Source organism: Burkholderia latens, from assembly GCF_902499045.1.
In the GTDB taxonomy this organism is placed as follows: domain Bacteria; phylum Pseudomonadota; class Gammaproteobacteria; order Burkholderiales; family Burkholderiaceae; genus Burkholderia; species Burkholderia latens.
Genome location: NZ_CABVPL010000054.1, coordinates 16,751 through 39,195, shown reverse-complemented (window position 1 = coordinate 39,195; position 22,445 = coordinate 16,751). Strand labels below are relative to the sequence as shown.

Here is a 22,445-nt window from a genome sequence, read left to right as displayed (position 1 = left end):
GCATCATGCGCCGCTGCGGCGCGACTTCACGACGTCACGACTTGACCCACACGCCGCCGGCGCTCGGGTTGTCGCCTTGCGTCCACCATTTCGCGCAATATTTCGTGCTTTGATAGATCACGCACGTGCCGCCCTGATATGCGGTCGTTGCCGACCACACCGGCGTGCCGCCGCCGACCGGCTTCCATACCGCGGCCTGGCCGGGCACGTCGCCCTGCGTCCACCATTGCGCCTGGTACGTCGTCCCCTGATAAGTCACGATCGCGCCGGCCGTATAAACCTGGCCGGCCGACCACGGCGCGCCGGGCTGAGGCGTGCCGCCGCCTGAGCCACCGCCGTAGTTCGGATCCTGCGTGACGCCCGCGCCCCACTTGCCGCCGAGCTTGCGGAAGATCGACGCGAACGCGTACGGCTGCTGCGCGATGCCCGAGCAGGTCGGCGCCACGTACGCGCCGTCGTTCGGGCACGGCTGGTCGCGGCCGATCGACCAGTTGCCGAAGAATCCGTAGCCGTTGTTGACGGCCGCGTTCAGCACGCTCTGCGCATTCGCGAGCGTGAAGGTTTCGCCCTGCACGTCGTTCATCCCGATCATCGGCGTGACGCCGACCATCTGCCACAGTTGCGCGCCGGTCTTCGGCTGGCCGGTCGACTTGAACGCCGTGTCGAGCTGCGCGTAAAGCGCCTGCGCGGCGCTGATTGCGGCCGCGCCCATGTCGATGTTCGCGGGGCCGTAGTCCATCGTCATCAGGTTCACCGCGTCGAGTGCGACCTTGTTCGCGATCGCCGCGTTGACGACGTTCACGCCGTCCTGCGTGAGCCCGGTCGGCATCGTCGGCAGCGTCAGCGTCACGTGCAGCGCCTTGCCTTTCGCCGCGTAATCGGACTGCAGTTGCGCGACCGCCTGGAAATTGCGCGCGACGGCGGCGCTGTCCTGTTGCGACGCGCCTTCAATGTCGAAGTCGACATGCGTGAGGCCGTACGTGTCGATCACCGTCTGGTACGCCGTCTTCAACGCGGGGACGGTCGAGCAGGCCTGCATCAGCGGCGTGCCGTTCGCGCCGCCGAACGACACGGCGATCTCGCCGCCTTTCGCGCGATAGCTCGCGATCGACGCGGACAGCGACGCGAGCAGGTCGCCGCTTGCGCCGTTGCCGATCGGCTGCACGCCGCCCCACGACGGCGCACAGCCGCTGCCCGCGACCACGAATGCGAGCGTGAACTGCTGAATACCTTGCTGGACGCCGATCCGATCGACGAGCGGCGTCGGGTAGAGCGTCACGTCGACGAACGGCGCATAAACGCCGGCGCCGTGCGACACGCTCGCCATCGCGAGCAGGCAGCCCGCGGCGAGCGCGCGCGGGGTGAATCGCGGCAACACGTTGTTGTTCATTGTGTTCTCCAAGTGGAAGAGGGATACGCTGGCCCGCGTATCGCCGCGGACGGGCGGCAGCGCATGCCCGCCCGGCGGCGTGCCCATCTTGGAGGATTCGCGCCGAATCGTGAACGCTTAGGTATTCTTTTCGTTATTCGACTCCCGGTACGTAACGATCTTGCCGATTCGATCGCCGATCGAAACGCGGGGCGGGCGTTTTTTCCGGCTGACGACGGCTTGCCGAACGTAGTGGGGCGCACCGCACACGATGGATACCGACGAACACGGCGCCCGCCTGCGTCGACCGGTTCCAGCGAACCGGCGACGCGGGCCGCGAAGCCGGTCGTCAGGCGAAGCGGTCTGCGTGCGGCGTAGGCGTGCGCAGCGCGCCGCTCAGCGATACCACCGCGGCGTATAAACCCACTCGCGCCCGCCGCCGATCGCGAAACGCCGCGTCGTCGACGACCCGACGATCACCATCGTGCGCATGTCGACCTGCTCGCTGCGCAGCGCGCCGAGCGTCGTCGTCGTGAGTGTCGCGCCGGGGCGGCCGATGTCGCGGCCGAGCACGACGACCGTATCCGGCGCGCGGTGCGCACGCACGGCGTCGAGCGCGCGATCGAGCTGCCACGGCCGTGCACGCGAGATCGGGTTGTAGAACGCCATCACCAGATCGGCTTGCGCCGCATGCCGCAGCCGCATCTCGATCACGTCCCACGGCTTCAGGTTGTCCGACAGCGAGATCGCGCAGAAATCGTGGCCGAGCGGCGCGCCGGCCTGCGCGGCAGTCGCGAGCGACGCCGATACGCCGGGCTCGATCCGCAGTTCGACCGCGGCCCAGCGCGGATCGCGCGCTTCGTCGAGCGCCTCCAGCACGGCCGCGGCCATGGCGAACACACCGGGATCGCCCGACGACACGACCGCGACGCGCCGGCCTTCGGCAGCGAGCTCGAACGCGTGACGCGCGCGCTGCATCTCCTCGCGATTGTCGGTGCCGTGCACGCGCTGGTCCGCGCGGAACGGGCCGGCCATCGTCACGTAGGTGGTGTAGCCGAGGATGTCGGTCGCGTCAGCCAGCGCGGCGCGCGCGGCGGGCGTGAGCCACGCGGCATCGCCCGGGCCGAGGCCGAGCACGGTCAGGCGGCCGCGCGCGCGGCCGAGCGTCGCCGGTTCGACGGGCTGCGAAGCGACCGCGCAAGCCAGACCGTTGGAGGTTGCACGCAGTGTGTGCGCGACGCGCAACGTGCCGCCGAGCAGCGTGGCGGCATCGGCGGCGGCAGCGCGAACGTGTTCGCCGGCTACATCGGCATCCACATCGGCGAACCGCAGCGGCACGCCGAGCGTCCGCGCGGCCGCTTCGACGTGCGGATCGCCGAGCAACGCGCTCGGCGCGACGAGCGCGGCGAGCGCGAGCCGCGCGAGGCCATGCGCGTCGAGCAGTGCGCCGATGCGGTCGGCGAGCGATGACGCCGCATCGGCCGACACGCTGCCCGCATCGATGCCGACGACGACGCTGCGCGGATGAATCACGAGTTCGTCGCGTGCGCCGCGCCATGCGTCGGGCGTCACGCGGATCGCATGCGCGGCCGCGTCGTCGCGCGGCAGCGCGACGTCGTCGAGCCACGGCGCCGAGCCGTCGACGCGCGTGGCCGCACCCGCGAGCAGATCGGACACGAAGCGCTTGCCTTGCTGCAGATCGGCGAGCGCGTAGCCGTCGGGCGGATTGAGCACGCATGCGCCGAACCGCAGCTCGCCGCTCGTCGTGATCGCCGGCGCGACGCCGACGCAATCGGCGATTTCGCGCGCGATCGCGTTCACGCCCGTCAGCCCGCCGAGGAGCGGCACGACGGCCGAGCCGTCTTCCGCGACCGCGAGCACCGGCGGCTCGACACCCTTGTCGGCGAGTGCGGGCGCGATGCAGCGGATCACGATGCCGGCCGCGCACAGCGCGACGATCGGCAGCCCTCGCGCATAGAGCTCGCGCAGGTGCGGGCCGAGTTCGTCGAACGGCACGTCGGCGTCCACGCGCGACGCGAGCCCGTGCACGAGCGCGCCCGGATAGCGCGCCTGGATGCGCCGCGCGGTGTCGAGCGCGCCGGCGCCGAGAATCACGATTGCGGGCGGAGTCGTCATCCTTGCCATTTTTTCCCCGGCACGACGAGCAGCGAGAAATACGGCGACGCCATCGGATCGACTTCGTCGAGCGGCACGATCCGCTGCGTCGCCATCGTCGCGCGCTCGACGTACAGCGCGCGCTTCGCGAGCCCGAGCTCGTCGAGCACGCGCCGCACCTTGTCGAAGTTGCGGCCGAGCTTCATCACGACGGCCGCGTCGGCCTGCGCGAGCCGCGCGCGCAATTCGTCCGCCGGCAGCACGCCGGACAGCACCGACAGGCTCTGGTTCCGATAGACGAGCGGCTGGCCGAGCACGGCCGTGCCGCCGAGCATCGCGCACACGCCGGGGATCACCTCGGTGTCGTAGCGCGGTGCGAGGCGGTCGTGCAGGTACATGTACGACCCGTAGAAGAACGGATCGCCTTCGCAGATCACCGCGACGTCGCGCCCGGCATCGAGATGCGACGCGACGATCTCGGCGGCCGTGTCGTAGAAGTCGGCGATCACCGTCTCGTAGCAGAGCGGCGGCGGCAGCGCCTCGGTCGTCACCGGATAGACGAGCGGCAGCTGCGTCTGCGCATCGGCCAGATGCGCCTCGACGATCCCGTACGCATTGCCTTTCTTGCCCTTCGCGACGAAATACGCGACTACCGGCGCCGCCTGCAGCACGCGCAGCGCCTTGATCGTCATCAGTTCGGGGTCGCCGGGGCCGACGCCGACCCCGAACAGACGTCCGCGCGCGCTCGTCATTCGACCTCCGTCGCGAGTGCGTTGACGGCGGCGGCGGCCATCGCGCTGCCGCCGCGGCGGCCGAGCAGCGCGACGTACGGCACGCCGCGGCTGTCGGCGTCGAGCGCCGCCTTCGACTCGGCCGCGCCGATGAAGCCGACCGGGAAACCGAGGATCAGCGCGGGGCGCGGCGCGCCGGCGTCGATCATGTCGAGCAGGTGGAACAGCGCGGTCGGCGCATTGCCGATCACGACGACGCTGTCGGCCAGGTGCGGGCGCCACAGTTCGAGCGCCGCGGCCGAGCGCGTGTTGCCGAGCTGCCGCGCGAGATCGGGCACTTCCGGTTCGCCGAGCGTGCAGATCACGGGATTGCCGGCCGGCAACCGCGCGCGCGTAATGCCTTCGGCGACCATTTTCGCGTCGCACAGGATCGGCGCGCCGGCCGCGAGCGCGGTGCGGCCCGCCGTGCCGGCGCCGGCCGAGAAGCGCAGGTCGTAGACGACGTCGACCATCCCGCACGCGTGGATCACGCGCACCGCGAGTTTCTCGAGATCGGGCGGAATCCGCGACAGGTCGGCCTCGGCGCGGATCGTCGCGAACGACTGGCGGTAGATTTCCTGCCCGTCGCGAATGTAGTCAAGCATCGGTGGTGTCCTGGCTGTGCCGCGTGCCCGTCAGTCGGGCCGCGGCCTGGTCAATCGTCAGATGGCGCGCGAGCGGGGCGCCGAGGCCCGCGCCGGCGTCGCGCCGGTAAAGGTCGTAGTGCGCGGGCGCCACCGCGACGAGCGTGTGCGTCGCGGGATGCGGCAGCGCGCAGTGGCGCTCGCAGCCGCTCAGGTGCACGTCGACCGGCTGGCCGACGCGCGCGGCGAGCGCGAGCGCATCGCGCTTCGTGTCGGCGTGCGACTTCGCGCAGCCCGCGCTGCCGGTGCATGCGACGAGCGCCGCGAGCGGATCGCCTGGCGTGCACACGAGACCGAGCGCCGCCAGCGCGTCGAGCACGGCAGGCGCGCGCGCGTGCCGCACGCCGTGCACGAACACGCCTTGCCACGGCGTCATCGCCAGCGTGCCGTCGCCATCGGCTTCGGCCAGCGCGGCAAGCCGTTCCAGCTGCGCCGCATCGAGCCGGCCGAGCACGAACTGCGCGCCGACGCTGCAGCGGTCCGCGTCGAGCGACGCCCGCGCGCCGAAGCGCAGCGCGGCGTCGGCATGCGCACGCCGCCAGCCGGCCAGCGCGGGATCGGCTGCGAGCGGGAAGCGCGCGTAATGCTGCGCGCGCTCGAGCAGCGCAGGCTCGGCGCCGTTCGCGAGCAGCGCACGCATCCGCGTGACGTCGGCGGGCGCCAGATCGACGAACGCAAGCAGCAATGCGCGCACGAGCGCGACGGCCTGGTCCGGCGCGACGTCCAGCGACGCGGGCCGATCGTCCGGCGCGACCGGCGGGCAGCCGGCCAGGCCCGCGGCCATGCGCAGCGCGCCGTCGCCGCGGCGCCATGCGGCGAGCCAGATGTCGTGCGGATGATCGAGCGCGGCGACCGATTCGCCGCCGTCGAGCTGGATCGAGAATTTCGGCGACAGCTCGCCGCGGCGCGGCTCGCGCGCGAGCATGTCGAGCAACGGCGTGGCGAGTGTTCGGGTGTCGAGCAGTGCGTGGGGATCGCGCCCCGCGAGCGGGCTGAGCATCAGGTTGCGGACGTCGTCGCTCGCGGCGAGCGCCGCACGGTTGGCGGCGGCGCCGGCTGCGTACGTGCGCGGGCCGAGGCCTGCGTCGAGCAATGCGTCGACGAGCGCATCGGCCGCGCTGTCGCGAATGCCGCGCAGCTGGAGATTCGCGCGATTGGTCGCGTCGATCGCGCCGGAGCCGTACGCGCGGGCGGCGGCGGCGATCGCGCGTGCCTGCCGTGCGTCGACGCTGCCGCCGGGCAGCTTGATCCGGCACAGTCCGCCGTCGGCGGCCGCGACGACGCGCACGAGCCCCGGACAAGCCGACGGGCGCACGACAGGCGAGGCTGGATTCGAATCGGAAGCGGATCTCAACGGGATACCGGGGCAGTGTCGCGCCGCGGCCAACGCATCGGTACACCCCGCCCGACGCCGACTGGCACGCACGCACTTTCAGGCCGGCAGGTCTCCTGGCTGACAGGTCGGCGCCTGCTCCCGGCCTTCCCGGTGAAACCAGTGGCATGAGGGGGAGATCGGCTCGCTGTCTACAGTTGCGGGGGCAGCCACAGCGGCGCGATGCGCGCCCTGTGTTCCCTCTTCGGCCCCGAAGGGCACCGGCGAACGAACGGCCGTAGGATACCCGATTTCACCGGCGCTTCGCGACCGTCGAACGGGGCGCCGTGCACGCATGAGCACGCGCCCCGGCCGCAGCGGCCCCGCAGGTGAAACGCGCGGTGGAACACGGTACCATGCCGACTTTCGCAATGCGGACCGCCGCACCGGCGTCTTCACCGCCGGCGCGCGGCGACTCGATGGAACCGGACGATGGGGAAGGGTGCATGACGGCGTGGCTGACGATAGTGGGCATCGGCGACGACGGTTACGCGGGGCTCGGGCGCGGCGCACGACGCGCGCTGCTCGACGCGACGCGGATCGTCGGCGCGAAGCGGCACCTCGACATGCTGCCCGCGCGGCTGCGGGCCGAGCGCGAGGCGTGGCCGTCGCCGTTCGACCTGTCGGGCCTGCTCGCGCGCCGCGGCGCGCCCGTGTGCGTGCTGGCGAGCGGCGACCCGATGCTGTTCGGCGTCGGCGCGACGCTCGCGCGTGCGCTTTCTCCGGACGAATGGCGCGTACTGCCCGCGCCGTCGTCGCTGTCGCTCGCCGCCGCGCGGCTCGGCTGGGCGTTGCAGGACGTCGGCGCCGTCTCGCTCGTCGGCCGTCCGCTCGCGACGCTCGCGCGCCATCTGCTGCCGGGCCGGCGCCTGTTCGTGCTGAGCGCCGACGGCCGCACGCCGGCGGCGGTCGCGGCCGAACTCGCCGCACGCGGCTTCGGCCCGACCCGCATCAGCGTGTTCGAACATCTCGGCGGCCCGCTCGAGCGGCGCATCGACGGTCTCGCGCAGGACTGGAACGTCGACGAAACCGCCGCGCTCAATCTCGTCGCGCTCGATTGCGAGGCCGGCCCCGATGCGTCGCGCCACGCGCTGACGCCAGGCTTGCCCGACGACGCGTACCGCCACGACGGCCAGCTCACCAAGCGCGACATGCGCGCGCTGACGCTCGGGCGCCTCGCGCCCGCACCCGGCGAACTGCTGTGGGACGTCGGCGCGGGCAGCGGCTCGATCGGCATCGAATGGATGCGCGCGCATCCGTCGTGCCAGGCGATCGCGATCGAGTCGCACGTCGAGCGGCAGCGCTTCATCGAGCACAACCGCGACGCCTTCGGCGTGCCGGGCCTGCAACTCGTCGCCGGGCGTGCGCCCGATGCGCTCGCGGGCCTTGCGGCGCCCGACGCGATCTTCATCGGCGGCGGCGCGACCGCGGCCGGCGTGCTCGACGCGTGCTGGTCGGCGCTGAAACCGGGCGGCCGGCTCGTCGCGAACGCGGTCACGCTGCAGGGCGAGCTCGCGCTCGCCGCATGGCGCGATGCGCACGGCGGCACGCTCACGCGCGTGTCGCTCGCGCATGCCGAGCCGCTCGGCCGCTTCGACACGTGGCGGCAGCCGTTGCCCGTCACGCTGTACGACGTGCGCAAGCCCGATTCCACCGTGACGAACTTCGCGGACTTCGCGTGATGCGCGACGAAACCCCCGAACAACCGGCGCCGCTGCGCTTCGGCTACACGACCGGCAGCTGCGCGACCGCGACGTCGCTCGCTGCCGCGCGCCTGCTGCTGACGGGGCACGCGCACGATGCGGTCGAGATCGTGTTGCCGAAAGGGCAGCACGTGATGATGCGGCTCGAGTTCTGCCGGACCACGGCCGACGGCGCCGAGGCCGGCACGATCAAGGATGCCGGCGACGATCCGGACGTCACGCACGGCGCGCTGATCTTTGCGCACGTCACGCTGGCCGAGCCGCCCGGCGTGCGCTTTCATGCGGGGCCGGGCGTCGGCACGGTCACGCGCGCGGGGCTCACGCTGCCGGTCGGCGAACCGGCGATCAATCCGGTGCCGCGCCAGATGATGACCACGCATCTCGACGCGCTCGCCGCCGAATGCGGCTATGCGGGCGGCTTCGACGTGACGATCGGCGTCGACGGCGGCGAGGCGCTCGCGCTGAAGACGATGAACCCGCGCCTGGGCATCGTCGGCGGGTTGTCGATCCTCGGCACGACCGGCATCGTGCGGCCGTTCTCGTGCTCCGCGTATATCGCGTCGATCCACCAGGGCATCGACGTCGCGCGCGCGAACGGCATCGCGCACATCGCCGCGTGCACCGGCAACGCGAGCGAGGATGCGATGCGCGCGCACTACGGTTTGCCCGACATGGCGCTGATCGAAATGGGCGATTTCGCCGGTGCGGTGCTCAAGCACCTGCGCCGCGCGCCGATCGAGCGCGTGTCGATGTGCGGCGGCTTCGGCAAGCTCAGCAAGCTCGCGGCCGGCCATCTCGACCTGCACAGCCGGCATTCGAGCATCGACCTGCCGCTGCTCGCGCAGTGGGCCGGAGAAGCCGGCGCAAACGACGCACTGCAGGCCGCGATGCGCGCGGCGAACACCAGCCAGGAAGCGCTGAAGCTCGCGCTCGCGGAACACGTGGCGCTCGGCGACATCGTGTGTGCGCATGCGCTGCGGGTCGCACGCGACATCGTGCCGGCGTCGGTCGCGATCGAGATGTTCGCGATCGACCGGCAGGGCCGCTTCGTCGGGCGCGCACGATGAGCGCGCGCATCCTGTTGCTCGGCGGCACCGGCGACGCGCTGAAGATCGCGCGCGCGCTCGGCCCGCACCATGTGTATAGCCTCGCGGGCCTCGGCAAGGTGCCCGACGACTTGCGCTGCGACGTGCGCGTCGGCGGATTCGGAGGCGCAGCGGGGCTCGCCGCGTATCTGCGCAGCGCCGGCATCGGCCTCGTGATCGACGCGACGCATCCGTATGCTGCGCGAATCAGCGCGAATGCCGCGGCGGCCGCGCACGACGCGGGCGTGCCGCTGTGGGCGCTGCGCCGCGCGCCGTGGACGCCGCGGCCCGGCGACGACTGGCGGACGGTCGACGACTGGGCCGGCATCGAGGCCGCGCTCGCGCCGTTCCGGCGGCCGCTGTTCACGCTCGGCCGCGAGCCGCTCGCGCATCTCGACGCGATCCCGCCGCACCAGTTCTGGCTCGTGCGCTGTCTCGATCCGCATCCGGGCAACGCGCGCGCGCAGGTCGTCGCCGCGCGCGGGCCGTTCACGCTCGACGGCGAACGCGCGCTGTTCGCGCTCGCGGGTATCGACGTCGTCGTCAGCAAGAACAGCGGCGGCGCCGCGACCGAGGCGAAGCTCGACGTCGCGCGCGAGCGCAGGGTGCCGGTCGTGATGCTGAAACGGCCGCCGTTGCCCGACGCCGATCGCGCGTTCGACTCGGCCGCCGCGCTGCTCGATGCGCTCGATCCGGCTGCGCGCGCGTGACGCCGCACGAACGGCCGCCTCATGAATTGACGGAGAATTTTCGATGACGGTGTATTTCATCGGCGCGGGCCCCGGCGACCCGGAGCTGATCACGGTGAAGGGCCAGCGCCTCGTGCGCACGTGCCCGGTGATCCTGTATGCGGGTTCGCTCGTGCCGTCTGCCGTGCTCGACGGCCATCGCGCGGAGCAGGTCGTCAATACGGCCGAGCTCGATCTCGACGCGATCGTCGCGCTGCTCGCCGATGCACATGCGAAAGGGCAGGACGTCGCGCGCGTGCATTCGGGCGACCCGTCGTTGTACGGTGCGATCGGCGAACAGATCCGCCGGCTGAAGACGCTCGGGATTCCATACGAAATCGTGCCGGGCGTGACGGCCACGGCCGCGTGCGCGGCGACGCTCGGTGTCGAACTCACGCTGCCCGGCATCGCGCAGACGGTGATCCTCACGCGCTTCGCCGGCAAGACGACGATGCCGGAAGGTGAAGCGCTCGGTTCGCTGGCCGCGCATCGCGCGACGCTCGCGATCCATCTCGGCGTGCGGCATCTCGCGCGGATCGTCGACGAAGTGCTGCCGCATTACGGGCCCGAGTGCCCGGTCGCGGTGATCTACCGTGCGAGCTGGCCCGACGAGGAACGCGTGACCGGGACGCTCGCCGATATCGTCGGCAAGGTGCAGGGCACGCAGATCGAGCGCACCGCGCTGATCCTGATCGGGCGCGTGCTCGATGCCGAAGGGTTCGCGGATTCGACGCTGTACGCAAGCGCGGTCTGACGCATCCGTGTCCGCGCCGGGGGCCCGCGGCGTCGCTCAGGCCCGCGCGACGTGCCGCGCCAGCTTCGGTGCAAACCCGGCCGCGAGCACGAACAGCACGACGCACAGGCACGCCATCGCGATCCACGCGGGCGTCAGGTCCGCGAGACGCTGGCGCACGATGCCGGCCGCGAACGGAAACGCGCCTGCCACCAGATAGCCGACACCCTGCACGAACCCCGTCAGCGACGCGGCATCGGCCGGCGTGGCCGCATGGTCGACCGTGACGATCAGCGACAGCGGGAACAGCGCACCGATCCCGGCGCCGAGTAGCAGAGCGGCCGGCAATGCGAGTGCGTCGGGCGCCGCCAGTATTGCCAGCAAGCCGACGAACAGCGACGCGATCGCCGCATGCAGCGCAGGCCGGCGATCGGGCACGCGGTCGATCGTCGCGGAAATCGTCAGCCCCGCGACGACTTCCGCGAGCGTCACGCCGCCGAGCAGGGTGCCGGCCGCGGTCGGTGACCAGCCGAGCCGCATGTAGTACGGCGGCAGCCACGCGAGCACGAGCGTGTAGGCGCCGGTCGCGATACCGAAGAACAGCGCGAGCCGCCATGCGCGCGGCGAACGCGACGGCCGTGCATTCGATACCGACGCCGCCCCGGCCGCAAGCGCGTCGCGGCCACGGCTGGCCAGCGGCCAGACCAGCGCGGCGAGTGCCGCTGGCAGCGCCCAGCCCGCGAGTGCGGTGAGCCAGCCCCAGCGCGCCGCGGCGAACGGCGCGACGACGCTCGCGAGCACCGCACCGCCCATGATCGACGTCGAATAGACGCCCATCGCGCCGCCGATGCGCGTCGCGAAATGCGCCTTCACGAAGCCGGGCAACAGCGCCTGCACCATCGCGATCCCGACGCCCACGCAGCACGCACTCGCGAGCAGCAGCCATGCGTGCTGCGCACCGACGCGCGACGCGCAGGCCGACCCGATCAACGCGACGCCGAGCCATACACCGCCCGCGATTCCGGTGACGCGCTGCAGGCGCCGCGCGCTCAGCGCGCCGAGCCCCATCAGCAGGATCGGGATCGTCGTCAGCAGGCTGGCCGCGCCGTCGCCGATACCGGTCGCGCGCTGGATCATGTCGAGCAGCGGCCCAACCGCGGCGAGCGCCGGCCGCAGGTTCAGCCCGACGAGCACGATCGCGGCGAGCCGCCATCCCGCGGAAGTGAAGCGATTCATCGCAAGGCCCTCTCTATCGATACGCGGCTGGCCGCGAGGCGCCGCGCGTTTTTCAGGTAAAGTATCTCGACATCAAGATAAATGCACATTTGTCTCGACGTCAAGATAACTGGTAAAGCGAGGAGGGTTAATGGATCGAGCCGAGCATGCGCTCGCGCAATGGCGCACCGAGCGTCCGGATCTCGACGCAACGTCGATGGTGGTGATGGGGCGGTTGCAGGAGGCCGCGCTCGTGATCGCGCGCGATCGTCTCAATCCGCTGTTCGCGCGCTACGGCATGCAGCCAGGCGAATTCGACGTGCTTGCGACGCTGCGGCGCAGCGGTGCGCCGTACGCGCTGACGCCGACCGCGCTGTACGACGCACTGATGATGTCGTCGGGCGGGATGACCGCGCGCATCGACCGGTTGCAGAAGGCCGGCTGGGTCGAGCGCCGGCCGAACCCGGCCGACGGGCGCGGCACGCTCGTCGCGCTGACGGCTGCCGGGCGGGCGCTGATCGATGAAGCGGTTGTCGCGCACATCGACAATCAGCGCGCGCTGCTGGCTGCGTTGTCGGCGGCGGAACAGGCGCAGTTGTCGGAACTGCTGGGAAAGCTGCTGGCGGGGCTGGAAGGTGGGGCGCCGGAAGGTGAGGAGCGGAAATCGCGTTGAACAATGCGTGATGGTACAAGCTGAGGTAACACTGAACGATGACCAACTGCTACACGCTATAGATATCCAAGGCATCCGTAGGCACATGCAATTTGCTATCCGCCGTTAGCGCTTCCAGCAGATGTTTCACGGTAACTTGCACTCGTGGCGCGACAAGCGCCCGGTGTGGATACTGCATCACCATCTCATAGCTTCCGGGGTGGTGAAACCTGTGGAGAATGACCTTCAGCGCACCGGAACGCAACCGATCCCACGCAAGATGCACCCCGACCTCCGCGATGCCAACGCTATCGCACGCCGCCTGCACCAGCGATTCCGGCGCGGATAGTGTCAGCATTGCCTTGCCGGAGGGGTCGATCGTCGTGATGCTTTTGTCTTCGCCCGTGAAGTTCCATGGCGCGACCTGGCCGCTCAGGAATCGCCGTGCAATGAGCCGGTGCGCGTGCAACGCATCCGGCGTCTCGGGCACGCCATGGTTCGCCAGATAGTCGGGAGACGCTACCAGTACCGTATTCAAGCGACAAATGGGGCGAGTCACGAGCGCGGAATCCGGGATGTTGCCGCCTCTTACCGCAATGTCGTAGCCGTCCCGGACAATATCGATGACCCGATCGTCGAAATCGACCTCGACCGATAGCGCCGGGTAGCGAGCGAGCAGCGCGGGCAGCGCCGGAAGCACGTGGTTATGCCCGAAGGCGGCACTCGTCGAAATCCGCACGCGCCCGGCCGGCACGGCCCGCTGGGCGGAAACCGTATCGATCGCGGCATCCAGTGTTTCAAGTGCGATGCGCGCGTGGCGCAAAAACGCCTCGCCTTCCTCTGTGAGTTTGAGTGTGCGGGTCGTCCGGTTCATCAGCCGTACACCCAATGCTTTTTCGAGGCCCGCCACGTTCTTGCTCACGGCAGCCGACGTGACGCCCAATTGTCGGGCCGCTGCCGCAAAACTTCCCGCATCCACGGCCTGGACGAGAGAAATGATGGCTCGAACACGCTGCGAAGAATCCACATTTCCTCCATGACTGACATCGCGCCGACCTGTCGTCGCGCAGCCGGATTCTAAACTTGCAGTTGAGGGTGGTTCAACCCTGTCAGAACTTCTCGTAATGAGTGACGCTGGTGACAATGGTGGGCATCGCCCCTCAGTCCGACGCTTGCGAGTCTTCAATGCTCATCACGATCCTCTATGACAGTGGTTATGGCCACACCGCGAAACAGGCCCAAGCCGTTGCAGACGGCGTTCGTCGCGTGCCGGGTGCCGAAGCGCAGTTGATCGCCGTTGCAGATGGCGATACGCCCTGGGAAAAACTCGCCGCGAGCGACGCGATCATCTTCGGTTCGCCGACCTACAACGGCACCGTCAGCGCGAGGCTCAAAAAGGTGATGGAGGACTCGACGCGGCCCGCGTGGATTCCCCAGTCGTGGCGGAACAAGATTGCCGCAGGCTTCACGAATTCGGGCGCCATGCACGGCGACAAGCTGAATTCCCTCGTCACGATGGCGCTGTTTGCCGCCCAGCACGGGATGATCTGGGTCGGACTCGATATCTTCCCGGGCAAGTCGCCGCAGGAGAAGAATCGTGTCGGCGGATGGCTGGGCGCGATGGCGCAATCGGATGATGCATCACCGGACATCACCCCCATCGAGAGCGATATCGATACCGCTGCGTATCTGGGCGAGCGCGTCGCTCACGTGACCAGCCAGTTCATGTCAGGAGCCGCACGATGAAATTGCTTTGTCTCGACGTCCCGCTGCCGGGGGCCAGCCCGGACGCCTATCAGCCCCATCTTCTCGAAGAAGTGCGCCATGCGTGGCATCTGTATAAAACGGGCTTCGTGCGCGAAATCTCGTTCCGTCAGGACCGCCCGGGCGTCGCCATCATTGCCGAAAGCGATTCGGTCGATGCCGCGAGACAGGCGCTCGCCGAGTTTCCGCTGGCCAAGGTCGGCCTGATCGACTGGGAGATCATTCCGCTCGGCCCGTTCGTCGGCTGGGAGTCGCTGTTCGCGTCGCGCGACGCTTGACTGCTTCGGCAGCGTCTATCGCGGTGTCGGTCCGTGGTTGTCGTGTAGCGGTGACGCCGGATAAATCGTCAACCACGGGCCTGCCGCAGTCTGCCTATCGGCGTTGTGTGACCATAGACCTTTGAAGGTGAACATGGAATATGTCAATCTGGGCCGAACGGGCCTGAAAGTATCTCGTCTTTGCCTGGGATGCATGAGCTATGGGGAGCCTGCCCGCCTGCCCCAGCCGTGGTCCCTCGATGAAGCAGCCTCCCGCCCGTTTTTTCGGCAAGCGCTCGAGGCGGGCATCAACTTCTTCGACACTGCCAATATCTATTCGGGCGGAAGCTCCGAGGAGATCACGGGCCGAGCGCTCAACGACATGGCGCGGCGCGAAGAGGTCGTCGTCGCCACCAAGGCGTTCTTTCCGTGGCGCAATTCACCCAATACCGGGTTTCTCTCGCGGAAAGCGCTGCTTCAGTCGATCGACGACAGTCTGACCCGCCTCGGCATGGATTACGTCGACCTCTACCAGATCCACCGTTTCGACCACGGCACGCCTGTGGAGGAAACGATGGAGGCGCTGCACGACATAGTGAAGTCAGGCAAAGCCCGCTACATCGGTGCATCGTCGATGGAGGCATGGCGCTTCGCGAAAATGCAGCACGTCGCGGAACGCAACGGCTGGACGCGCTTCATCTCCATGCAACCGCAGTACAACCTGCTCTATCGGGAGGAGGAACGCGAAATGTTGCCTCTTTGCGCCGACCAGGGCGTCGGGGTCATTCCATGGAGCCCGATGGCGCGCGGCAGGCTGACGCGCGATTGGAGCGAAACCACGCGCCGCACGCAGAACGATGCCTTTGCGCTGCAAATGTATCGGAACGCTGAAATCCAGGACCAGAAGGTGGTTGACGTCGTCGCGCGTATCGCCGAGGCACACCATGTGCCGCGCGCGCACGTCGCACTGGCGTGGCTGTTGACGAAGCCGGCGATCACCGCGCCGATCATCGGGGCAACGAAGCCCGAGCATCTGGCAACCGCCATCGGCGCGCTCGACTTCTCGCTGACGCAGGACGAAATCGCCGCGCTCGAAGCGCCGTATGTCCCCCATCCGGTGGATGGCATCGTGCCACCGCTTCCGGAACATCCGCCGACGATTTCAGTGCCGCGGAACTGAATGTCGCGAGCGGCGGTACGTTCAATGGCGGTAGCTTGCGAACTCGCCGCCGCGGTCGAACGTACCGCCGCTGGACGAACATCGAATACGAAAATAGATATGAAGGCCCCGTTCATCGAGTGCCGACGTCTTATCCTCTTCGCGCTCGTTGTGATGTGTGCGGGACTGCCGCTGGGGCAGCACGGTAACGTCCATGCGCAGGAGCCAAAAATGTTGGTCCGTATCTCCGAAATCGAGATATTCAATCAGCATCTCGAAGCATATCGGCGCATCTTGAACGAGGAGGCTGAGGCGTCGATGCGCGTCGAGCCGGGGGTAGTGTGCATTTTCCCGATGGCTCAAAAGGATAGCCCGACGCACATCAAGATTGTGGAAATTTATGCGAGCCGCGATGCGTACGACGCACATATCCAGTCGCCGCATTTCAAGAAGTACAAGCGTTCGACGCTGGACATGGTGAAGTCCCTGCGACTGGTTGACATGGATGGGCTGGATGCTGACGCAATGCCGCTCATCTTCAGGAAATTGAGGGGCCGGTCGTAACAAACACCGGCCAGATGGGAAGAATGGATCGCCATGAAAGCGTGCGTGTCCGTTGCCGGAACTCGACCTGCCTACCGGATGTCTTGTTGCCGTTGTTGGTCCACGACCGTTTTTGGCCGAACACCGCCAGTCTTCTAAGGGTTCCCCGGAAGTTCGCGATGATCCCAAAACCCGCCGCACAACGCGGCGGGCATCGCAGGTCGCGGGCCACACGTGGTGCGATCCGCGTAACCGATCAGCTTCGCGCCGGAATATTGAGCCCGCGCGCGACGGCCGGGCGCGCGACGAACGCGTCCAGCGCCCGCGCGACATGCCGGAACTCGCTGAAGCCGACGAGATCGCCCGCTTCGTAGAAGCCGACCAGATTGCGCACCCACGGGAAGATCGCGATGTCGGCAATCGTGTACGTATCGCCCATCACCCATTTGCGGTTCGCGAGATGCGCATCGAGCACGCCGAGCAGCCGCTTCGATTCGGCGACGTAACGGTCGCGCGGCCGCTTGTCCTCATAGTCGCGGCCCGCGAATTTGTGGAAGAAGCCGACCTGGCCGAACATCGGCCCGATGCCGCCCATCTGGAACATCACCCACTGGATCGTCTCGTAGCGGCCCGCGAGATCCTTCGGAATCAACTGGCCCGTCTTGACCGCGAGGTAGATCAGGATCGCGCCCGATTCGAACAACGGCAGCGGCCGGCCGTCGGGGCCGTTCGGGTCGATGATCGCCGGGATCTTGTTGTTCGGATTCAGCGACAGGAATTCGGGCGACAGCTGGTCGTTCGTGTCGAAGCGCACGAGATGCGGCTCGTACGGCAGGCCGGTTTCCTCCAGCATGATCGACACCTTGACACCGTTCGGCGTCGGCAGCGAATAGAGCTGGAGACGGTCGGGATGCTGGGCCGGCCATTTTTTCGTGATCGGGAAAGCAGACAGATCGGGCATGGAAGTTCGCTCGTCAACGTGAAGGATCCGCGCTCCGCCGGCCCGCGGCCGCGACGCCGGGCGCCGCCGACACGGCGGCAGCGGTGGGGCGATCGCGGCGGCGGGCCCGCGGGGCGCGCCGAAAAACGCCCACTGTAGCCGATCCCCGCGATCGCTGCAGACGGCGGCGGCGCCACGCGATACCGCACCGCGTGCGGCGGAAATGGTGCTTCCGCCGACCATCGTGGTTGCGGTGCGGTCCCCCCCCGAATCCGCTTGGCGACGAGATGCGGACCAACGGTTCGTCGGCGTAACCGGCTCGCTTCGCGCCGAGCGCCGCACCGCCGATCTCGCCGGGCAACGCATCGCCCGCGCGACAGCCCAGGCAAACCGATTCCATTTTGACGCGTATCGATATACGACGTCCTAACACACGTGCGCATCAACCTGCTGCCAGATCGGTCACAATGCAATCCCCGCATGACCGGAAGGTTTTTGTTAGGGAAATTCCCGCCCCGCACGGCGCGGTTTTTTGTTGACCGACATCGTATAACGCCGTCATGATTTCCCGAAAGAAAGGTCCCACCCACCGACCGAAGCGAGGAGACATGAATACAACCACGATCGCGCGCCGCGTCCGCACAATCGCCGTGGCGCTGGGCCTGACGGTGTCGGCCGCGGCCGCCGTCGCGGCCCCGGTGTCGCTGAACGTCGTCGACGTCGCGGGCAATCTGCAGCTCACGCAGAAGGCCATCGAGGCGTTCAAGGAAAAGAACCCGAATCTCGTCGCGAACGTCACGTTCACGAACGCGCCCGCGCCGCAACTGCCGGGCAAGATCAAGGCGATGCAGGCGGCCGGACGCTCGGACATCGATCTCGTGCTGACCGGCACCGATGCGCTGGCCGCCGGCATCGAACAGAACCTGTGGCTGAAGCTGCTGCCGGACAACGCGGGCGCGTTCCCCGGCGTGCTCGACAAGTACGCGCCGGGCCCGCGCAAGATGCAGGATCTCGCGCAGGGGTTCGGTCTCGAAGTCACGTACATGCCGGCCGGCCCGCTGCTCGAATACAACCCGGCGAAGGTCAGCGATCCGCCGAAGACGCCCGACCAGCTGCTCGCGTGGTGCAAGGCGCATCCGAACAAGCTGATCTACGCGCGCCCGGCGAACTCGGGCCCCGGCCGCACGTTCCTGATGGGGCTGCCGTACGTGCTCGGCGACAAGAACCCGCAGGACCCGATCAACGGCTGGGACAAGACCTGGGCGTTCCTGAAGCAGCTGAACGAATGCGTGCCGTACTACCCCGGCGGCACGTCGGCGGTGATGAAGGAGCTCGGCGAAGGCACGCGCGACATGACCGTGACCGTCACCGGCTGGGACCTGAACCCGCGCGCGCTTGGCATCGTGCCGGCCGACTTCCGGATCCAGGCGTTCGACAACATGACGTGGGTCAACGACGCACACTACATGGTGATCCCGAAAGGCGTGCCGAAGGACAAGCTCGACGTGCTGTTCAAGCTGATGAATTTCCTGCTCGAACCGGCGCAGCAGGCGATGACCTACGACGACGGCTATTTCTACCCGGGCCCGGCGGTGAAGGGCGTGACGCTCGAGATGGCACCCGCGCACAGCCAGGAAGTGATCAGGAAATTCGGCCGCGCCGAGTACGCGAAACTGCTCGCGGATCGTCCGCACGTGCAGCCGCTCAACGCGCAGGCGATGGTCGCCGCATTCCAGAAGTGGGACCGCGAGATCGGTTCGCAGAAGTCGAAATGACGCATGAATCCCCGGGCGCTCGCGCGCCCGCGCCGACGGAGTTCGCGCAATGAAGCACAGTTTCGAACGGTTGCGGCTCGACGGCGTGTGCCGCAGCTTCACCAACGCGGAAGGCGCGCAGGTCGCCGCACTGAACGGGCTCGATCTCGACATCCGGCGCGGCGAGTTCATCGCGCTGCTCGGCCCGTCGGGCTGCGGCAAGTCGACCGCGCTGAACTGCATCGCCGGGCTGCAGCCGCTCACGAGCGGCGGCATCTGGCTCGACGACACGCGCATCGACGTGCTGCCGCCCGAGCGCCGCGGCTTCGGGATGGTGTTCCAGAACTACGCGCTGTTTCCGCACATGTCGGTGCTCGACAACGTCGGCTTCGGGCTGAAGATGCGCGGCGTGCCGAAACAGGAAACGCGGCGGCGCGCGCAGCAGGCGCTCGAACTGGTGCAGCTCGTCGGTCACGAGAGCAAGCTGCCGGGGCAGTTGTCGGGCGGTCAGCAGCAGCGCGTCGCGATCGCGCGCGCGATCGTGATCGAGCCGCCGCTGGTGCTGATGGACGAGCCGCTGTCGAACCTCGACACGAAGCTGCGCATCGAGATGCGCGCGGAGATCCGCCGCATCCACACGCAGCTCGAACGCGCGACGATCTACGTCACGCACGATCAGGACGAGGCGCTGTCGATGGCCGACCGGATCGTCGTGATGAAGGAGGGCGTCGTGCAGCAGGTCGCGTCGCCGAAGGACGTGTACACGCGCCCGCACAACCTGCACGTCGCGCGCTTCATGGGCTATCGCAACGTGCTGCCGTTCACGCTCGAAGGAATGGCCGGCGACTACGTGCACGTCGGCGCGGCCGGGGTGCGCATCACCGGCGTGCCGATGGCCGGCTTCGACGGCAAGGACGTGCTGGTCGCGCTGCGCCCCGACGATATCGAGCGCGCGGAACCCGGCGCCGACAATGCGTTCGACGCGACCATCGAGACGGTCGAATACGGCGGCCGCGACTCGCTGATCCGCGCGATCACGCCGTTCGGCGCGATCTGGGCGCGCGTGGCCGGCGAATTCGCGGAAGGCGACGCGTTGCAGCTGCGCGTGGCGCCGGCGCGCACGCTGGTCTATGCGGGAGACGCGCGATGAACGGCCCGCGCAACCCGGCACGCGCGGCGGCGTCCGGTTCGGAGGCCGCATGAGCACGCTCGCAACCGGCGGCGCGCCGCGCGACGCGAAGGCGTGGCTCGTCACGCCCGCGCTCGCGTTCATCGTCGCGCTGTTCATCTATCCGTTCGCGTACGGCCTCGTGCTGTCGTTCCAGCCGATGAACGGCGGCGGCGCGCTCGCGAACTACGTGCAGTTCTTCACCGACACCGCGATGTGGCCGACCGTGGTCGTCACGCTGAAGCTCGCGGTGCCGGCGACGCTGATCAACGTCGGGATCTCGGTGCCCGTCGCGTTCGCGTTGCGCCGAAATTCGCCGTACCAGAAATTCGTCACGACGCTGCTCGTGATTCCGGTCACGCTCGGCACGGTGCTCGTCGCCGACGGGATGCTCACGTATTTCGGCCCGAACGGCTGGTTTCCGCAGGCGCTGCAGGGGCTGCATCTGTACACGGACGAAGTGCGCCTCACGCACAACTACTGGGGCGTGCTGCTGTCGCTGATCGTGTCGGGCTTTCCGTTCGCATTCCTGCTGATGCTGTCGTACATCAGCGGCATCGACCCGACGCTCGCTCGCGCCGCGGCGACGCTCGGCGCGAATCCGTGGCAGCAGTTCCGGCAGATCTACCTGCCGCTGCTCGTGCCGGGGCTCACGATGGCCGCGTGCCTGTCGTTCGTGCAGGCGTTCTCGGTGTTTCCGTCCGCCGTACTGCTCGGCGCGCCGGCCGGGCCGACGCGCGTGATCTCGATCGCGGCCGCCGAAGCCGCGTTCGAGAGTTACGACTATTCGCTCGCGTCGGCGATCGCGATCGTGATGGGCTTCGTGCAGCTGCTGGTGGTCGCGTCGATGCTCGGCGCGCGCCGCTTCTTCTATACCGGTCCGGTCACGGGAGGCAAGGGCTGATGGCGACCGACAATCATGCGGCGCCGGCATGGCCGCCGAAGCACAGCCCGCCCGGCGTGCAGCCCGTCAACGCGATGAAGCCGCGGAAGATGCGCGGCAATCTCGCCGACCGTGCGTGGAAGGCGCTCGTGTGGGGGCTGATGGCGTTCTTCCTGCTGAATGTGATGCTGCTGATCGCCACCGTCGCGGTGAACTCGATCGCGACGCGCTGGTTCGGCACACCGCTGCCGCAGGGCTTCACGCTGCACTGGTATGCGAAAGCGTGGGAAGACTTCCAGCTCGCGAGCGTACTGTGGGTGACGGTCGAGGTGGTCGGCGCCGTCGTGCTGCTGTCGGTCGCGCTCGGCGTGCCGGCCGCGTATGCGCTTGCGCGCGTGCAGTTCCGCGGCAAGCGCTTGGCGCTGCTGGTGTTCCTGCTGCCGCTGATGGTGCCGCCCGTCACGTACGGGATTCCGATGGCGACCGTGATGTACAAGGTCGGGCTCGCGGGCACGCTGCCGGGCGTGATTCTCGCGAACCTCGTGCCGGCGCTGCCGTTCGTGATCCTCGTGATGACGCCGTTCATCGAGCAGATCGATCCGAATCTCGAAGCCGCCGCGCGGATTTTCGGCGCGAACACGTGGCGCTATTTCCGCTACGTGCTGCTGCCGCTGCTGGTGCCCGGCATGCTCGCGGCGGGGCTGCTCGTGCTCGTGCGTACGATCGGGATGTTCGAGCTGACCTTCTTCACTGCGGGCCCGAGCACGCAGACGCTCGTCGTCGCGCTGTATTACGCGGTGTTCTCGACCGGCGTGCGCGCACCGCAATCGATCGATGCGATGGCGATGATCTACATGGCCATCACGCTCGTGTGGGTCGTGATCGCGCTGCAGTTCGTGAGCCCGACGCAGCTCGTCAGCCGCGTGAAGCAGGAGCGGCAGTAGGCGCTACCCGGCGCGCCCGCGCCGGGGTGCAATTGGTTACAAATGGATACCGCGAACGGCGCGTGGACGTTGCAGACTACGCGGCGTACCGGCTCGGCGATGCGTTCACAGGCGTCGCCGCATGCCGCCCGACGTTCACCGATTCACGGATTCCATGAAGCTTCAAACGCTGCTGACGCTCGGCTGTGCCGCCACGCTGCTCGCCGCCTGTAACCTGATCCACGACGGGCCCGGATCGAGCGACGTCGATGCCGCGGTGCGCCGCGCGCTCGACGCGGAAAACCACGGCGGCCTGAACGCGCTGTTCGGCCAGCCGCTGCCCGTGTCGGCCGACGTGATCTCGGCGAAACCCGACGGCGACTGCAGGAAGACCCGCGAACGCACGTACACGTGCGACGTCGTGGTCACGTGGCGCAATACCGACTACGCGCCGTCGCGCGCGAACCTCACGTTCGTGCAGGCGGCCGACGGCTCGTGGCAGACGTCGGGCGTCGACGCCGCCATCGCGACCGGCGCGGCCAAGTCGCTGATCGACAAGATCGGCAACGCGTGGCCGGGGAATGCGGCAAAGAGCGCGTCGGCGCCTCAGTGACGCGCCGACGACGGGCTGCGTCGTCCTTTCTTTTGCGAAACGCGCTACGGCACGA

Annotated in this window: 22 protein-coding genes and 1 riboswitch; of the genes, 14 read left to right on the top strand and 8 right to left on the bottom strand. The window is 68.5% G+C overall.

Features of this window, described 5'->3' with window-relative positions:
* Window positions 1-34: 34 nt before the first annotated feature.
* The 5 genes from BSE24067_RS27315 to cobG all read right to left on the bottom strand — a co-directional run bounded on the left by BSE24067_RS27315 (window position 35) and on the right by cobG (window position 6,213).
* Window positions 35-1,390, bottom strand: a complete 1,356-nt coding sequence (locus tag BSE24067_RS27315) for a chitinase (RefSeq protein WP_170297544.1) — start codon at window positions 1,388-1,390, stop codon at window positions 35-37.
* A 375-nt stretch (window positions 1,391-1,765) separates the two neighbouring features.
* Window positions 1,766-3,505, bottom strand: a complete 1,740-nt coding sequence (gene cobJ / locus BSE24067_RS27310) for a precorrin-3B C(17)-methyltransferase (protein ID WP_151067399.1) — start codon at window positions 3,503-3,505, stop codon at window positions 1,766-1,768.
* Window positions 3,502-4,236 (bottom strand): precorrin-2 C(20)-methyltransferase, encoded by a 735-nt coding sequence (locus BSE24067_RS27305; protein WP_151067401.1) that lies wholly within the window; start codon window positions 4,234-4,236, stop codon window positions 3,502-3,504. Before BSE24067_RS27305 ends, cobJ begins: the two co-directional genes overlap by 4 nt.
* A complete protein-coding gene (locus tag BSE24067_RS27300; protein ID WP_151067403.1) occupies window positions 4,233-4,859 on the bottom strand; it encodes a precorrin-8X methylmutase in 627 nt (208 codons plus the stop codon). Before BSE24067_RS27300 ends, BSE24067_RS27305 begins: the two co-directional genes overlap by 4 nt.
* Window positions 4,852-6,213 carry a precorrin-3B synthase gene (gene cobG, locus BSE24067_RS27295; RefSeq protein WP_279612892.1) on the bottom strand — a complete coding sequence of 454 codons (1,362 nt, stop codon included), beginning with the start codon at window positions 6,211-6,213 and terminating at the stop codon, window positions 4,852-4,854. The genes BSE24067_RS27300 and cobG overlap by 8 nt, the downstream gene beginning before the upstream one ends.
* Before the next feature lie 107 nt (window positions 6,214-6,320).
* Window positions 6,321-6,511, bottom strand: a riboswitch (cobalamin riboswitch).
* Window positions 6,512-6,716: 205 nt separating this feature from the next.
* Between cobG and cbiE the strand changes: the two genes are divergently transcribed.
* From cbiE to cobM, 4 genes are read left to right on the top strand one after another with little or no spacing between them, the layout of a single operon-like run.
* Window positions 6,717-7,952, top strand: coding sequence for a precorrin-6y C5,15-methyltransferase (decarboxylating) subunit CbiE (gene cbiE, locus BSE24067_RS27290; RefSeq protein WP_151067881.1), 1,236 nt, complete (start codon window positions 6,717-6,719; stop codon window positions 7,950-7,952).
* Window positions 7,952-9,040: a cobalt-precorrin-5B (C(1))-methyltransferase gene (locus tag BSE24067_RS27285; RefSeq protein WP_151067883.1), complete on the top strand. Its 1,089-nt coding sequence runs from the start codon at window positions 7,952-7,954 to the stop codon at window positions 9,038-9,040. Before cbiE ends, BSE24067_RS27285 begins: the two co-directional genes overlap by 1 nt.
* A complete protein-coding gene (locus tag BSE24067_RS27280; RefSeq protein WP_151067885.1) occupies window positions 9,037-9,768 on the top strand; it encodes a cobalt-precorrin-6A reductase in 732 nt (243 codons plus the stop codon). Before BSE24067_RS27285 ends, BSE24067_RS27280 begins: the two co-directional genes overlap by 4 nt.
* Before the next feature lie 43 nt (window positions 9,769-9,811).
* Window positions 9,812-10,540, top strand: a complete 729-nt coding sequence (cobM, locus tag BSE24067_RS27275) for a precorrin-4 C(11)-methyltransferase (protein ID WP_151067887.1) — start codon at window positions 9,812-9,814, stop codon at window positions 10,538-10,540.
* Window positions 10,541-10,576: 36 nt separating this feature from the next.
* Here cobM and BSE24067_RS27270 read toward each other — a convergent pair whose 3' ends face one another.
* Window positions 10,577-11,755 (bottom strand): MFS transporter, encoded by a 1,179-nt coding sequence (locus tag BSE24067_RS27270; protein ID WP_151067889.1) that lies wholly within the window; start codon window positions 11,753-11,755, stop codon window positions 10,577-10,579.
* Window positions 11,756-11,885: 130 nt separating this feature from the next.
* On the opposite strand from BSE24067_RS27270, the gene BSE24067_RS27265 reads away from it, so the two are divergent.
* Window positions 11,886-12,407, top strand: a complete 522-nt coding sequence (locus BSE24067_RS27265) for a MarR family winged helix-turn-helix transcriptional regulator (protein WP_151067891.1) — start codon at window positions 11,886-11,888, stop codon at window positions 12,405-12,407.
* Between the two features lie 49 nt (window positions 12,408-12,456).
* Here BSE24067_RS27265 and BSE24067_RS27260 read toward each other — a convergent pair whose 3' ends face one another.
* Window positions 12,457-13,413 carry a LysR family transcriptional regulator gene (locus BSE24067_RS27260; protein WP_151067893.1) on the bottom strand — a complete coding sequence of 319 codons (957 nt, stop codon included), beginning with the start codon at window positions 13,411-13,413 and terminating at the stop codon, window positions 12,457-12,459.
* Window positions 13,414-13,571: 158 nt separating this feature from the next.
* Between BSE24067_RS27260 and BSE24067_RS27255 the strand changes: the two genes are divergently transcribed.
* From BSE24067_RS27255 to BSE24067_RS27240, 4 genes are all read left to right on the top strand, one after another.
* Window positions 13,572-14,132, top strand: a complete 561-nt coding sequence (locus tag BSE24067_RS27255) for a flavodoxin family protein (protein ID WP_006485396.1) — start codon at window positions 13,572-13,574, stop codon at window positions 14,130-14,132.
* Window positions 14,129-14,428, top strand: coding sequence for a hypothetical protein (locus BSE24067_RS27250; RefSeq protein ID WP_006498287.1), 300 nt, complete (start codon window positions 14,129-14,131; stop codon window positions 14,426-14,428). The genes BSE24067_RS27255 and BSE24067_RS27250 overlap by 4 nt, the downstream gene beginning before the upstream one ends.
* A gap of 133 nt (window positions 14,429-14,561) precedes the next feature.
* Window positions 14,562-15,587 carry an aldo/keto reductase gene (locus BSE24067_RS27245; protein ID WP_151067895.1) on the top strand — a complete coding sequence of 342 codons (1,026 nt, stop codon included), beginning with the start codon at window positions 14,562-14,564 and terminating at the stop codon, window positions 15,585-15,587.
* 99 nt (window positions 15,588-15,686) lie between these two features.
* Window positions 15,687-16,130, top strand: coding sequence for a putative quinol monooxygenase (locus BSE24067_RS27240; protein WP_244130411.1), 444 nt, complete (start codon window positions 15,687-15,689; stop codon window positions 16,128-16,130).
* Between the two features lie 235 nt (window positions 16,131-16,365).
* Here BSE24067_RS27240 and BSE24067_RS27235 read toward each other — a convergent pair whose 3' ends face one another.
* Entirely contained in the window at window positions 16,366-17,070 is a 705-nt protein-coding gene (locus BSE24067_RS27235; RefSeq protein WP_151067897.1) for a glutathione S-transferase N-terminal domain-containing protein, read from the bottom strand.
* 587 nt (window positions 17,071-17,657) lie between these two features.
* Here BSE24067_RS27235 and BSE24067_RS27230 point away from each other — a divergent pair.
* The 5 genes from BSE24067_RS27230 to BSE24067_RS27210 all read left to right on the top strand — a co-directional run bounded on the left by BSE24067_RS27230 (window position 17,658) and on the right by BSE24067_RS27210 (window position 22,390).
* Window positions 17,658-18,824 (top strand): ABC transporter substrate-binding protein, encoded by a 1,167-nt coding sequence (locus tag BSE24067_RS27230; RefSeq protein ID WP_151067898.1) that lies wholly within the window; start codon window positions 17,658-17,660, stop codon window positions 18,822-18,824.
* A 49-nt stretch (window positions 18,825-18,873) separates the two neighbouring features.
* Window positions 18,874-19,953 (top strand): ABC transporter ATP-binding protein, encoded by a 1,080-nt coding sequence (locus BSE24067_RS27225; protein WP_151067900.1) that lies wholly within the window; start codon window positions 18,874-18,876, stop codon window positions 19,951-19,953.
* A 49-nt stretch (window positions 19,954-20,002) separates the two neighbouring features.
* Entirely contained in the window at window positions 20,003-20,875 is an 873-nt protein-coding gene (locus BSE24067_RS27220) for an ABC transporter permease (protein ID WP_151067902.1), read from the top strand.
* Window positions 20,875-21,798 carry an ABC transporter permease gene (locus tag BSE24067_RS27215; protein ID WP_151067903.1) on the top strand — a complete coding sequence of 308 codons (924 nt, stop codon included), beginning with the start codon at window positions 20,875-20,877 and terminating at the stop codon, window positions 21,796-21,798. Before BSE24067_RS27220 ends, BSE24067_RS27215 begins: the two co-directional genes overlap by 1 nt.
* 154 nt (window positions 21,799-21,952) lie before the next feature.
* Window positions 21,953-22,390 (top strand): hypothetical protein, encoded by a 438-nt coding sequence (locus BSE24067_RS27210; protein WP_151067905.1) that lies wholly within the window; start codon window positions 21,953-21,955, stop codon window positions 22,388-22,390.
* Window positions 22,391-22,445: the final 55 nt, after the last annotated feature.

Coding starts and splice junctions, on each gene's coding strand:
- BSE24067_RS27255 (WP_006485396.1), top strand. CDS start 13,572: ATGCTCATCACGATCCTCTATGACAGTGGTTATGGCCACACCGCGAAA.
- BSE24067_RS27250 (WP_006498287.1), top strand. CDS start 14,129: ATGAAATTGCTTTGTCTCGACGTCCCGCTGCCGGGGGCCAGCCCGGAC.
- BSE24067_RS27300 (WP_151067403.1), bottom strand. CDS start 4,859: ATGCTTGACTACATTCGCGACGGGCAGGAAATCTACCGCCAGTCGTTC.
- BSE24067_RS27210 (WP_151067905.1), top strand. CDS start 21,953: ATGAAGCTTCAAACGCTGCTGACGCTCGGCTGTGCCGCCACGCTGCTC.
- cbiE (WP_151067881.1), top strand. CDS start 6,717: ATGACGGCGTGGCTGACGATAGTGGGCATCGGCGACGACGGTTACGCG.
- BSE24067_RS27305 (WP_151067401.1), bottom strand. CDS start 4,236: ATGACGAGCGCGCGCGGACGTCTGTTCGGGGTCGGCGTCGGCCCCGGC.
- BSE24067_RS27220 (WP_151067902.1), top strand. CDS start 20,003: ATGAGCACGCTCGCAACCGGCGGCGCGCCGCGCGACGCGAAGGCGTGG.
- cobJ (WP_151067399.1), bottom strand. CDS start 3,505: ATGACGACTCCGCCCGCAATCGTGATTCTCGGCGCCGGCGCGCTCGAC.
- cobM (WP_151067887.1), top strand. CDS start 9,812: ATGACGGTGTATTTCATCGGCGCGGGCCCCGGCGACCCGGAGCTGATC.
- BSE24067_RS27230 (WP_151067898.1), top strand. CDS start 17,658: ATGAATACAACCACGATCGCGCGCCGCGTCCGCACAATCGCCGTGGCG.
- BSE24067_RS27315 (WP_170297544.1), bottom strand. CDS start 1,390: ATGAACAACAACGTGTTGCCGCGATTCACCCCGCGCGCGCTCGCCGCG.
- BSE24067_RS27280 (WP_151067885.1), top strand. CDS start 9,037: ATGAGCGCGCGCATCCTGTTGCTCGGCGGCACCGGCGACGCGCTGAAG.
- BSE24067_RS27240 (WP_244130411.1), top strand. CDS start 15,687: ATGAAGGCCCCGTTCATCGAGTGCCGACGTCTTATCCTCTTCGCGCTC.
- BSE24067_RS27270 (WP_151067889.1), bottom strand. CDS start 11,755: ATGAATCGCTTCACTTCCGCGGGATGGCGGCTCGCCGCGATCGTGCTC.
- BSE24067_RS27215 (WP_151067903.1), top strand. CDS start 20,875: ATGGCGACCGACAATCATGCGGCGCCGGCATGGCCGCCGAAGCACAGC.
- BSE24067_RS27225 (WP_151067900.1), top strand. CDS start 18,874: ATGAAGCACAGTTTCGAACGGTTGCGGCTCGACGGCGTGTGCCGCAGC.
- BSE24067_RS27285 (WP_151067883.1), top strand. CDS start 7,952: ATGCGCGACGAAACCCCCGAACAACCGGCGCCGCTGCGCTTCGGCTAC.
- BSE24067_RS27245 (WP_151067895.1), top strand. CDS start 14,562: ATGGAATATGTCAATCTGGGCCGAACGGGCCTGAAAGTATCTCGTCTT.
- BSE24067_RS27265 (WP_151067891.1), top strand. CDS start 11,886: ATGGATCGAGCCGAGCATGCGCTCGCGCAATGGCGCACCGAGCGTCCG.
- BSE24067_RS27235 (WP_151067897.1), bottom strand. CDS start 17,070: ATGCCCGATCTGTCTGCTTTCCCGATCACGAAAAAATGGCCGGCCCAG.